The 12,566-nt window shown below is 59.5% G+C and carries 8 protein-coding genes and 1 pseudogene; 4 read left to right on the top strand and 5 right to left on the bottom strand.

Features of this window, described 5'->3' with window-relative positions:
• Positions 1 to 96: 96 nt before the first annotated feature.
• Positions 97 to 1,263 (bottom strand): acyl-CoA dehydrogenase family protein, encoded by a 1,167-nt coding sequence (locus AC0QDI_RS14965; RefSeq protein WP_474669512.1) that lies wholly within the window; start codon positions 1,261 to 1,263, stop codon positions 97 to 99.
• Positions 1,264 to 1,435: 172 nt separating this feature from the next.
• Here AC0QDI_RS14965 and AC0QDI_RS14960 point away from each other — a divergent pair, with 172 nt between their 5' ends.
• Entirely contained in the window at positions 1,436 to 3,013 is a 1,578-nt protein-coding gene (locus AC0QDI_RS14960) for a class I adenylate-forming enzyme family protein (RefSeq protein WP_474669510.1), read from the top strand.
• 279 nt (positions 3,014 to 3,292) lie between these two features.
• On the opposite strand, the gene AC0QDI_RS14955 is transcribed toward AC0QDI_RS14960, so the two are convergent.
• The 3 genes from AC0QDI_RS14955 to AC0QDI_RS14945 all read right to left on the bottom strand — a co-directional run bounded on the left by AC0QDI_RS14955 (position 3,293) and on the right by AC0QDI_RS14945 (position 7,234).
• Positions 3,293 to 4,495 (bottom strand): acyl-CoA dehydrogenase family protein, encoded by a 1,203-nt coding sequence (locus AC0QDI_RS14955; RefSeq protein WP_474669508.1) that lies wholly within the window; start codon positions 4,493 to 4,495, stop codon positions 3,293 to 3,295.
• A 373-nt stretch (positions 4,496 to 4,868) separates the two neighbouring features.
• On the bottom strand, positions 4,869 to 6,026 hold the full coding sequence (locus AC0QDI_RS14950) for an acyl-CoA dehydrogenase family protein (RefSeq protein ID WP_474669506.1): 1,158 nt from the start codon (positions 6,024 to 6,026) through the stop codon (positions 4,869 to 4,871).
• A 2-nt stretch (positions 6,027 to 6,028) separates the two neighbouring features.
• Positions 6,029 to 7,234 carry an acyl-CoA dehydrogenase family protein gene (locus AC0QDI_RS14945; protein ID WP_474669504.1) on the bottom strand — a complete coding sequence of 402 codons (1,206 nt, stop codon included), beginning with the start codon at positions 7,232 to 7,234 and terminating at the stop codon, positions 6,029 to 6,031.
• 148 nt (positions 7,235 to 7,382) lie between these two features.
• On the opposite strand from AC0QDI_RS14945, the gene AC0QDI_RS14940 reads away from it, so the two are divergent.
• Positions 7,383 to 8,177, top strand: a complete 795-nt coding sequence (locus AC0QDI_RS14940; RefSeq protein ID WP_474669502.1) for an enoyl-CoA hydratase/isomerase family protein — start codon at positions 7,383 to 7,385, stop codon at positions 8,175 to 8,177.
• A 202-nt stretch (positions 8,178 to 8,379) separates the two neighbouring features.
• Here the strand turns inward: AC0QDI_RS14940 and AC0QDI_RS14935 are convergent, their stop codons facing one another.
• On the bottom strand, positions 8,380 to 9,924 hold the full coding sequence (locus AC0QDI_RS14935; protein ID WP_474669500.1) for a class I adenylate-forming enzyme family protein: 1,545 nt from the start codon (positions 9,922 to 9,924) through the stop codon (positions 8,380 to 8,382).
• A 589-nt stretch (positions 9,925 to 10,513) separates the two neighbouring features.
• On the opposite strand from AC0QDI_RS14935, the gene AC0QDI_RS14930 reads away from it, so the two are divergent.
• Complete coding sequence (locus AC0QDI_RS14930) at positions 10,514 to 11,467, top strand: phosphotransferase family protein (RefSeq protein WP_474669498.1); 954 nt, start codon at positions 10,514 to 10,516, stop codon at positions 11,465 to 11,467.
• A gap of 425 nt (positions 11,468 to 11,892) precedes the next feature.
• Positions 11,893 to 12,527 (top strand): annotated as a pseudogene (locus tag AC0QDI_RS14925) (IS6 family transposase).
• The last annotated feature ends 39 nt before the right edge of the window (positions 12,528 to 12,566 follow it).

Raw genomic sequence — 12,566 nt, 5'->3', positions numbered from 1 at the left:
ACTGGCTCTTACACGATTATACTATAAGATTCCCTAGGTCATGATTAGATGGTTGACGGTTCCGGTCCGCCAAAACGAGCGCCGGAGAGCGATCCGTCAGTACGAACGGGGAAGTCCGAGATGGTGTTCGGCGATGTAGTTCTTGGCCATTTCGTTGGAAACGGGAACCGTCTCGGTTACGCGGGCGTTCTGCCAGAGTTCGAATACTTCGTACTCCTCGGTAAACCCGTTTCCGCCGTGAGTCTGGATCGCTCGCGACGCCGCTTCGGTGCTAAACGTACTCGTGAGGAGTTTCGCCGCGTTCGTTTCCATGCTGCAGTCTCGGCCGTCGTCCCACTTGGACGCAGCGCTGTACGTGATCTCGCGGGCCGCGAGTAATTTCGCGTAGCTCTCCGCCAGCGGGTGCTGAATCGCCTGGTGTGACCCGATCGGGTCCCCGAACACGTTACGGTCGTTCGCGTAGTCGACGGCGAGGTCAACCGCTCTGAGACCGTCGCCGAGCGCGCTTGCTGCACCGGCGATTCGTTCGGTGTTGAGCGTGTCGAACATGAGCCTGAACCCTTGGTCCTCGGCGCCGAGAATGTCGTCCTCGTGAACGCGCAACCCGTCGATGTTGACCTGATACTGATGTTCGAACCAGGGGACCGCCGTATCGAGTTTCGAGAGGGAGATTCCATCGCGGGACGACGGGTCGGAGACGAGAAAGAGCGTCCCTCCGTGGGACGGGTTCTCGGGGTCGAACGGCGACGTTCGGGCGACGAGTAACATCTTGTCCGCGTTCTCGACGCTGCTGATAAAGGTCTTCTCGCCGTCGATCACGAATTCGTCCCCGTCACGCCGAGCGGACGTATCGATTGCGAGCGTGTTCGTCCCCGCGTTGGGTTCGGTCAGGCCCATACAGAAGCGAAGGTCGCCGTTGACGATACGCGGGAGGAACTCCTGTTTCTGTTCCGGTGTCCCGTGGCGCTGAATGCTGATCCCGCCGAACACGGGCGTCAGAATGAAAATGATCCCACCCTGACCACCGGCGCGTGACAGTTCCTCGATGACGATCGCCATCTCCTCCATCCCCATGCCTTCGCCGCCGTACTCCTTGTCGATGGCCACACCGAGCCACCCGTTGTCCGCGAGGTCCTGCCAGTACGATTCCGGGAAGCGCTTCTCGTCGATGTGTTCGCGCCAGTAGTCTGCGTCGTAGTTTGCCGACAGGTCACGGACGGAATCTCTGATCAGATCGTGCACTTCCGTTTTGGTGTCTGACATACGTCGCCTTTCTCGCGGACCGATATAAATATCCTCGTATTCAGTCGATTCGGACGAATCGGACCCTGCCGGGGCCGGAGTGAAACGGCGAGCGCGAACGGCGTCGACCGTATCGCAGCCGTTCAATCATCCGACACCATAATTTATATGGGTTGGAATAAATGTGAGTGACATGAACGGGATGACCATCAGCTGGTTGGCAGAGCGTAACGCGTACAAATTCCCCGAAAAAGAAGCGATCGTGATGACGCCAGTCGAGGGGGGACGGACGGCGATTACGAACGACACTTTTAACGAGCGGATCGATCGGGTCGGGAACGCGCTCAGGGAACGCGGTATCGAACGTCACGACAAAGTGGCCGTCTACACCGCGAACTCGATTCCGATGCTCGAGATGTTCCTGGGTGCGATGCGAATCGGTGCGATTCCCGTGCCGATCAACCACCGGTTCAAAGCGGACGAGGTCAAGTACGTCCTCGAGGACTCCGGGGCCGAACTCCTCTTCTTCGACGACCAAGCGACGGAGATCGTCGATGGGATCCACGACGATCGGGTAACGCCGGACGAGATGCTTTTCTCGGGGGACTCGACGCCCGAATACGCGGCCGATTACGGCGAGTTCCGAGACGCGGCATCGGCCGAGTCCGTCGAGATCGTTTCGTCGCGGACGGACCAGGCGATGCTCATGTACACGTCGGGGACGACTGGCAAGCCGAAGGGATGCATCCTCACACACGATAACGTCATCCAGATGACCGTCAACGGGATCGTAGAGAAGGCGTTCGAAGGCCGAAACGTCCGCATCGACGGACGTGGAATCATCGTGACGCCGCTGTTCCACATCTCCGCCTTCGGCATGTTCATCAACAACTACTACGCCTCGGCAACGACCATCCTCATGGACGGGTTCGAACCGAACCGGGTGATGGAAGTCCTCGAGTCCGAATCGGTTACGAACGGATTTTTCGTGCCGACGATGGCCCGCGCGCTGCTCGCCGTCGACGACTTCGCCGAGTACGATCTCTCCGCGTTCGAAGAATTCGGAATCGGCGCCGCGCCCTCCGGAAAAGAGCTCAAACAGACGATATCGGAGGCGTTCGACGCCGAGTTACAGGAGGCGTTCGGTCAGACCGAGATGTCACCGGTCGTGTCGCTGCTCCAGCCGAGTCAGGCGCTCGACCATCCCGACAGCGTCGGTCGACCAGTCATGAACGTTATGTTCAAAATCATCGATCCGGCGACTCACGAGGAGGTCGAACCGGGCGAAATCGGCCAGGCCTGCTACAGAGGACCCACGATGTTTTCGGGGTACTACCAGATGCCCGAACGGACCGAAGAGGCGTTCGACGACGATGGCTTCTTCATTTCCGGCGATCTGATCCGGCAGGACGAAGACGGGTTCATCGAGTTCATCGGGCGATCCGACAATATGATCATTTCGGGGGGCGAAAACGTCTACCCGGCGGAGATCGAGGAGATACTGCACGAGCATCCGGCCATCGACGAGGTCGCTATCGTCGGCGCGCCGGACGAGAAATGGGGCGAACGAATCAAAGCCGCGGTCGTTCCCGTCGACGACGAGGAATTTTCGGCGGAGGACCTCCAGAACTACGTCGGTGAGCGCCTGGCCGACTACAAGAAGCCCAGAGAGTTCGTCTTCCTGGAATCGCTCCCACGGAACCCGACTGGAAAAGTCCTGAAAAGTTCCCTGGCCGACGAAGACGGCGTCACGGTCGGGTGGGACTCGTAGTCGGTTCCGAACCGCCGAACCGTACGTCACAGCGGGTCACGGACGGCCGGCACTCGAGGTCGACCGTACACGCCCCCGCCGTATTGCGTCGTGATCGTTCAGATCGTATTTCGTCACTTCTCTCGACGAATCGCCAGAGCCGGCCACAGTGAAGCGATTGCCGATGATACCACGGACGGCGTTTCGCTCACCCATCTCCGAGGCTCGATTGAGCGGATTCTTTGCACGACCGCACTCCCCGTCTCGATTTCGATAGCCGCCCACGTGGCCGAAACGCGTTCAGTCACGAAGCTCTCGGACGATGGTTCGCTTTTGCATTTCGTCGGTTCCTTCGGTAAGTCGTTTCCCGCGGGAGGACCGATACCGCTCCTCGATGGGCTCACGCCGCGAATAGCCCTTCCCGCCGTGGACTTGCATCGCGACGTCTGCTGCGTCGTTCTCGAGGTTCGCCGCCGAGAGTTTCGCCATCGCGGTTTCCTTGCGCGCATCGCGGCCGGTATCGACCTTCCACGCCGCATAGCGATAGAGCTGCCGCGTTCGCTCGATGTCGACCGCGACCTCCGCTAGCGGAAACGAAATTCCCTGCCGATCGATCAAGGGCTCGCCGAACGTCTCGCGCTCTTCGGCGTAGTCGACGGCTTTCTCGACGAGGAATCGGGCCGAGCCGACGCATCCGGCGGCGACGCCCAATCGCGCGCTGCCGATCCAGTCCATCGCCCGGTAGAACCCCTTCCCTTCCTCGCCGAGGAGCGCGTCCTCACCTACCCGGCAGTCGTCGAACTCGAGTTCCGACGGCGCGACCCATGCGTGTCCCATGGGCCGGTGAATGTCGCCGACCTCGAACCCCGGCGTATCGGCGTCGACGAGGAAGCACGAGATACCGTCGATCCGGCCGGACTGACCGCTCGTTCGTGCGAAGACCATGGCGAAATCGGCGTACGGGCCGTTACTGATCCACGACTTCCGTCCGTTGATAACCCACTCATCGCCGTCCTTCTCCGCGGTCGTTTCGAGCAGGTTCGGATCGCTTCCGTGGTTCGGTTCCGTGAGCGCGAAACACGTCGTTTTCTCCCCGGCCATCAGGGGGTCGAGATACCGATCACGCTGTCGTTCGTCGCAGGCCAGCAGGATCGGCGTCGGTCCGCCACCGGCGCCCCGTACGGCGTACGTGTGCAGGCCGGGGGGACGGTTCTCGAGGAACTCGACGATGATCGCGTCAGTGAGCGTGTCGATTCCCCGCCCACCGACCTCCTCTGGCATGTTCATTCCCCAGAAGCCGGCTTCGGCTGCCCGCTTCCGGATCGTTCGCTTCAACTCGAGATACTCGGGAACCTGCTCGAACGAATCGTCGAAGATGTGTCGTTCCGCGTCAGGACCGAGAAACCGCGCGTGTTCTTCCTCGAGCGGTTCGATTTCGTCGTCGATGAACGTCGCAAGTTCGGTTTTGAGTTGCGTCGCTTCCTCGGGTTCGCTGAAATCCATGGCATAAGATGTCATTACTTAACTACATAAAGGTGAGTGATACTGGGGGCGAACGGATCGTTCGCCGGGTTACTTGGCCGCTGCTGCTCAGCCGTCGACCACGGGGACTGCCTCGGGGTCAGGCCCCGTGACACCTGCCCCACACCGCCTGCGAAATCGGCCGAACCCCCTGGTACTGTTCGGTGCCATCGGCAACACGGGACTCCGCGAGCCGGCCCAGAAAAACATGCCGAGCGCGGGTCTGGAAACGGGAAACCCGCGGGAGACGGTCCGAGACGTATCGTGGTGGGCGGGTGCTACACGTCGATCGTCCGGGCGACAGCGAAATATAGGCGACCACGGATACCGTCCATCCGTTCGCTTCGGCGTCGGTCTACTCCGATTCGGCGGCGAGTCGCGACTCGATGAGTCGATCGCGGTACGCTTCGGGTGAGCCGAGGAAGTTCCGCCAGCTTTTGGCCTGTTTGAGGTAAATGTGTGCGTCGTGGTCCCACGTAAAGCCCATTCCGCCGTGATTTTTCATATCATCGGCGAACACCCGGTGGAGGCGGTCGGCCGCATACGATTTCGTCGCCGCAACGGCTCGGCCCGCATCCGGCTCGTCGTTATCGAGGGCCCACGAGGCGTAGTAGACCAGCGATCGGGCGCTCTGCATGTCGATCCACATGTCCGCCGCCCGATGCTTGACGGCCTGGAACATACCGATCGGTTGCCCGTACTGTTCCCGTTCGTTCCCGTATTCCGAGGAGAGTTCGACCGCGCGGTCGGCGGCACCCGTAAGCATCGCTACTGCCGCGACCGAGTATCTATCGACCGCGTCGACGAGAGGGCCGCCACCGCCGTGAAGCGGGCCGAGGAGCGCATCGGAACCGACTGTGAGGTCATCGAACGTCAGTTCGTACATCGGCCGCGCCCAGTCGAGGCTGTCTAACTGCTCGGCGTCGACGGCCTCGTGATCGGTATCGACGAGGAACAGCGAAATCCCGTCGTATCCCTGACTGTCATGGGTTCGGGCCGCGACGATCACCGCGTCCGCGTCGCCGCCGTACGGCACGAGCGTTTTCGTTCCGTCGAGTCGGTAGCCGGATCCGTCGTCCGTCTCGACCGGCGTCGCGCGCAACTGGACGCTCTCGGGGAGCGGTTCCGATTCGTCGTCGTAGACTGCGACGCTTACCTTGCAGTTCCCGTCGGCGATCGTGGACAGATACGCCGATTTCTGTTCTTCGCTTCCGAGATCGGAAATGAGCGGGACCGCGAACGCGGCCGTCTCCGGAAGCGGGCCGGGGAGCGCGTACCTCCCCGTGGCTTCGAGAAGCGCCGAGAGATACACCATTCCCTCTCCGAACCCGCCGTGCTCGAGCGGGACCGTGATCGCAGTGTAATCGAGCTCCGAGAGCTCGTCCCACAAGTGGTCGACGACGTCCTCGCCGTTCAGCTGTCGCCTAGCGAGTTCCATGCCGCCTTCCGATTCGATGAACTCTCGTGCGGTCTCCTGTACTCGTTGGTGTTCGTCGGTCAGTCTCGCATCCATAATCAGTCACTCCTGTGGCTCGTTTTGCTTTTGGTATCTTTCGGGAGCCCGAGCACTCGCTCACCGATGATGTTTCGCTGGATGTCGCCGGTGCCGGCTGCGATCCACGACCCGTACGAACGAAGGTAGCCAGTCGTCTCGTCGAAGGCGGCGTCACCGTTCGCCCACAACGAGGCGGCAGGTCCCTGCACGTCGACGGCGAAGTTCAGGAGATCGATTCTGAGTTCGTCGCTGACGACGAGGTCCATCGACCCTTCGGGGCCGGGTCGACCCGTTTCGATCTGCTTGCTCACGTTCCGATAGTGGCTGACCTTCGCGGCCTGGATCCGCGCGTCGAAGTCGGCCAGCCGCTGACGTATCTCCGGCTTCTCGATCAACGGCGTCCCGCCGCGCGTCTCGGTTTTGCAATACTCGAGCAGGTCGAGGTAGCTCTGTTCGATCGTATAGATCGAGGTCATGGCGTGTTCGTACGCCGAAAGCGTCATGACGATGTCCCATCCCTCGTCGACCTCGCCGAGCACCATGTCGTCGGTGGTGGTCGCATCGTCGAAATACACCTGGTTGAAACTCCGATCGTCGTTCGCCTGATGGATGGGTTCGGTTTTCACCCCTTCCTGGTTCATGTCGACGAGGAGGACGGTAAGTCCCTCGTGTTTTTCGCTCGAGAAGTCGGTGCGGGTTACCAGGAGACACCAGTCAGCGTTGTGCGCATAGCTCGTCCAGATTTTCTGGCCGTTGATGACCCACTCGTCGCCGTCCCGTTCCGCACGGGTCGTCAGGCTCGCCACGTCGGAGCCGGCTTCCGGCTCGGAGTACCCCTGACACCAGATTTCCTCGCCGCTGAGAATATTCGGTACGAATCGGCTTTTCTGTTCTTCCGTTCCGGCTTCGATCAGCGTCGGACCGACGAGGTTGATGCCGATGACGTTGACCTGTGGAGGAGCGTTGACACGCGCCATTTCCTCCCGATAGATCGTCTGTTCGACCAGCGACGCCCCACGACCGCCGTACGCTTCGGGCCAGTGAATGCCCGCCCAGTCGCCGTCTGCCAGTGTCCGTTGCCAGTCCTTCAAGAAGGCGAGCCGTTCGTCGTCGTCCGACGGGAGTTCTCGCTCGCCGTCGAGCCATCCGTCCGGCAAGTTCTCCTCTAACCATACTCGCAGTTCCTCGCGGAACGATTCCTGGGCGTCAGTGTAACTAAAGTCCATGAGTTCCGTGACGGGCCTCCTCCCCGTATAGAAGGCGTCGGATTATATAAATTATACCATGCCAATGTCACGCGTGGTACTGGCAACCCCACCTGCGGGTTCCGCCATAGAAACTATTACCATTGTTGACGAGGAACAAGCAGCCGCGATGAGCGATGACATAGTCAAGCTTCGTATCGAAGACGGCGTCGCGACTGCGACGCTTAACGATCCCGACCGGAGAAACGCGCTATCGGAAGAACTCGCGAACGGATTACGAACGGTCCTCGAGGAAGTGGAACAAAGCGACGCACGGTGTCTCGTCATCGAAGGAGCGGGTGACGCCTTCTCCGCGGGCGGCGACATCAGTAGCATGGTCGAAGCGATAGAGAACGACGTCCCGATCGACGACCGCGTCGACGGACTACTGGAGTCGACAAACGACGTCATGCGGCGATTGGGCGAGTTCTCGCTCCCGACGATCGCGAAAGTCGATGGGCCGGCCGTCGGAGCGGGCGGAAACATGGCGATACTGTGTGACATACAGATCGCGAGCGATCGCGCGGCGATCGGCTTCGTCTTCCGCCAGGTCGGCCTCGGGGTAGATACGGGAACGTCGTATCGCTTGCCGCGACTCGTCGGTGAAAACGTCGCCAAGGAACTCGTCTTCACCGGACGGATAGTCGGCGCGGAGGAAGCAGCCGACCTCGGTCTGTTCAATCACGTGTTTCCCGCAGGGGAGTTCGACGAGAAGGCCGACGAAATCATCGACTCGATCGCGTCGGGCCCGACGGTCGCCCTGAAGCACGCCAAGCGTCTCATCGACGAGGGGAACAACAAGTCGCTCGACCGGGCGATGATCGACGAGGCGGTCGCCCAGGGAATTATCTTCGAAACCGACGATCACGAGGAGGGCGTACAGGCCTTCCTGAACGATCGATCGCCCGAGTTCGAAGGGCGGTAAGGACGGAAATATCGTCGACGTCGCTCAGGAAAGTCATACACGAGCCGGTGTCGTCTCCCCGTTGCCGGACCGGAATGAACGCCGCGTGATATACGCGACGGTAGCGCCACCACTGTTACGCCGGTACGCATCTCCTACCGAAACGTTTCGAAAGGCGTTACACCGAGCGTTTCGTCCCGGAATCCAACCGAGCGGATCGTCGCTATTCGAGCTCTATTTTTCGCACCTTTCCGCTCGCAGTCCGTGGCAGTTCGTCGACAAACTCGATTTCCCTGGGGTGCTTGTACGCCGCGAGGTTATCGAGAGCGAACTCTTTGATTTCCTCTTCAGTCACGTCGGATCCGGGAGTGACGTCCGCTGCCGTTACGACGAACGCCTTGGGAACTTCGTTTCGTCGCTCGTCCGGTACGCCGACCACGGCGACGTCGATCACTGCCTCGTGTTCGCGTAGCAGGTCTTCGACCTCGCTCGGATAGATATTGTACCCGGACGTAACGATGACGTCCTTGGCCCGGTCGACGATTTCGTAGTAGTTGTCCTCGTCCCGTCGAGCCAGATCGCCGGTCCGGAAATAGCCCAGTTCGTCGAAGGCCTGCTCGGTCTTTTCGGGCAGTTCGTGATACGCTTTCATCACGTGTGGGCCCCGAATCAGCAACTCGCCCTCTTCGCCGGTCTCGACTTCGTTCCCCTCCTCGTCGACGATTTTGCAGTCCGTCATTCGGAAGGGTTGGCCGATAGACCCCAGTCGCGGCCCGAACGTGGATTCGTGGCCGGCGTGCGTCGCACCGCTGGTCTCGGTCAGACCGTACCCCTCGTACATATCGACTCCGGCAACCGATTCGAACTCCTCCTGAACGGGTTCGGACATCTTGGCCCCTCCTTCGCCGACCGATTCCAGGCTCGAGAGGTCGTACTCGCCGAACGACTCGTCGTTCACCATATCGACGTACATCGCAGTGACCCCGTTGAACGACGTTATTTCGTGCTCTTCCATCGCGGCCATCGCGTCGGCGGGATCCCAATTGTCGGGGTTTCGAAGGAACATGCGGCCGCCTTTTATCAGCGGTTGCCAGGTGCAGTGATAGACTCCCGTCGTGTGATACAGCGGCAGGAACACCAGAGTCCGCTGGTCGTCGGGATCTTCGACGCCCGTATCGAGACCGGAAAACGCCTGCGCGCGTAGGTTGCCGTGCGTCGAGAGAACGCCCTTCGGTTTGCCGGTCGTCCCGCTCGTGTATAACTGGGTAGCGACGTCGTCGGCGTCCCGCTCGACACAGAGCGGTTCGCCGTCGACCGCGTCGAACGGAACGTCGTCCTCGCGCCCACCACCGACCGTAATCACGAGGGGGTCGAGTCCGGTCTCCTCGAGCGCGTCCGCGACGGTGTCTCGAAGTGACTCGTGGGTGATGATCGCCTCCGCGCCGGAGTCGGTGAGCTGGTGGGTCAATTCGCGCGACTGGTACTGCGGGTTCGCAGGAGAAAACGGTGCTCCCGCCTTCAGTGCGCCGAACAGCGCGATGACGAACTCCGGACAGTTAGGGACGTATACCAGTAGTCTATCGTCCGGCTCGATCCCCCGCTCCGCGAGCCCTCCTGCAAATGCCGCCGAACGATCGCGCAATTCGGCGTGTGTAATGGTCCGATCGCCCATCGTAATCGCCGGCGTATCCCCGTATTCCTCGGCCGTGATGTCGTGAAGTGTCCCGACGTTTTCGGTGCCGCTCCCGTAGAAGTCTTGCCGTTCCATGTGTAGTGTCGGCATTCGACACGATCTAATGTGAAACTACCGATTGAAACGCCGATGTCGCCGGCCGGATCCGGTTTTCGCTCTCGAGCACGGGGTGATAGATACCGGACGGAAGGCGGGACCTCCGAACGGAGACGGGACTCGTGCGGATCGCAGTGTTGCCCCAAACCGTCCGAAACTCCCACGCTGCCTCGAGAAGGAGTCGGTCTTCGGAAGACTAGTAGGGTGACGGTGTCGCCGTCGAACAATCGTTTCGGGGGCGAGCGAAACACCTTTTGCGTTCCGTCTTAATGGTGCTATCGAATGGCATTCGGACTATCGGTGGGTGAGAGACGGTGATTTCGGCGAGCACGGACGCCTGCGTCGGGGATACGCCGGCACCCGATAGTAACGGACGCGCGAGCCGTCCGCCGCGCACCGGGAGACGTTTCTCGTCGAACCATCAAACCGGGTGCAAAACGTTCCAATGACACTCGATATTGACGATATTTCAGGGCAGTTAGAGTCGTATCTCTCAGGACGGTTGAGTAACGGAGACGTTTCGGTAACGGACCTCGAACGCCACACGGAAGGCTGGTCGCGACAAACGATGTCGTTTACCGCTAGCTGGGCCGAATCGGGAGTGGATCGGTCGGAACGACTCGTCGCCCGCGTCGATCCCGATCAAGAGGACGACCGGCCGCTCGACTACCGGAACGATATCAGTACGGAATTCGAAACGATCGAAAGCGTCCACGAAGCCGACGTCGACGTTCCCGTACCCGAACCGTACTGGTTCGAATCCGACACGTCGGTCCTCGGTGGATCGTTCTTCCTCGTCGGGCATTGTCCAGGGTCCGCACCGGTCACGTGGAACCCCAGGGATCGGCAGTCGCTATACGAGTCGTGGGACCGCGACGGCAAACCGTTACCCAACCAGTTCGTCGACATCGTCGCGAACATTCACGAACTCGATGCCGACGACGTCCCCTGTCTCGAGTCACGAAGCCCCGACAAGGTGATCGATGCGAACCTCAAACAACAGGCGTTCAACTACGAGGAGATGAAACTCGTCGATGAACCCGCAGTAAACGAGATTCTCAACTGGCTCCACGAAAACAAGCCCCACGTTCCGGAAACGACGCTGGTTCACGGTGATTTCCGGGTCGGGAACATGTTGTTCCACGAGGACTCGATTTCGGCGGTGCTGGACTGGGAGCTCTCGCAGATCGGCGACCCGATGTTCGACCTCGCGTATTCGTCGCTACAGTATTTCGCCGGAAAGCTCGTCGAGCCGACCGAGAGACCGGAACTCGCCGGCTCGCTGCTCGAGCGGGAATGGTACTACGACGAATATGAGGCACGAACCGGTCGAACTATCGACCGTGATCGGATTCGCTACTGGCGTGTATTCAGTGCGTTCCGGATGATGAACGGCGGTGTGGGCGGTGCTCGGCGATTCCACGATGGTGATAGCGACGACGTTCGGGACGCGTGGTTCCAATATATCGTTCCCGGGCTGATAGAAGACATGCTTGACCTCATCGAAGACGATCGAATATAAGCCGTATACGCGTCGATGGGCCCCTTCTCGTTAGTTGTCGCCGGTAGATCGAGTGCCGTTCCCGACCGCAACCTCATTGTGCGGTCGTTCGGCGTCGCCAGCCGTCAGGGAAGTTAGGAGCCGGCACGCCTGAGATATCGGACACCTCCTCGAACTAGTTTGTAACCATCGTCTATAACTGTATGAGAGAGCAATCTTTAGCTAATAACACCCTAAGTTAGTTATCGATGGCTCGTTCTACTAGTTACTGGTGCGCATTTCCAAACAACGATGTTGGCCGACACACAACACCAATTGAGGATCCGTAACCGGCCATCCGTAGATATACTCTCCCGCTCTATCCAACACAATAATCAAGTCATCTTCGAACTCGGTGCTGTTTCGTTACGCGTGAAAAGTGAGGCGGCACGATTCTGTGCTAGTCTATGGCAAAAACCGAACGCTTCGACGGTTGTCGTGACTGGATCGATTTAAGTTTCGTAGAGCGAGAGCGGACACCGCGACGCCTGATGAAGTTCGGTATTTGACTCCAGCTTGCCGAATTATCGATTTCGAATACAATTTGGAAATCGACAAATTCGGTGTCAATCGGTCGTGCAAGGCTGTTCATGATTGGGTACAGAAAGCGGATCGACAGCCCGCAATTGACGCGATTCCAACTCATGTTGTGCTCGACGAAACTGTGGTTCATATCGACGCCAAGCAGTATTGGCTGTACACTGCAGTTGATCCTGAAACGGACATAGTTCTCCGTATAGGGCTGATTTCAACGATTAAAACGGTATTTCCTAAACGTTTTTTGCGAGAACAAACCGAGAAACACGATGTTGAAGATGCTGTGTTTCTCGTCGATGGTACACAGCATCTCCAGACCCACTCCGTCGACGCAGACGCCGATTTCGATACGAAAAACATGGAAATCGGAACGCTGTCAAACATATAGTTGAGAAGATAAAATGATGTACCCCTTTGTTTCCAAACTGTTTTCATACACGTCACATAGTCAACTGTAGACGCGTGGATCCAAGCTTTTGCCGTCCGGCAGAATGCTATGAACTAAACACGACCCACGCCGTCGGCATCGTAGTCCGTAGTGCTG

The organism is Natrinema sp. LJW11, assembly GCF_056135975.1.
This window is presented reverse-complemented; position numbering and strand designations above follow the sequence as displayed.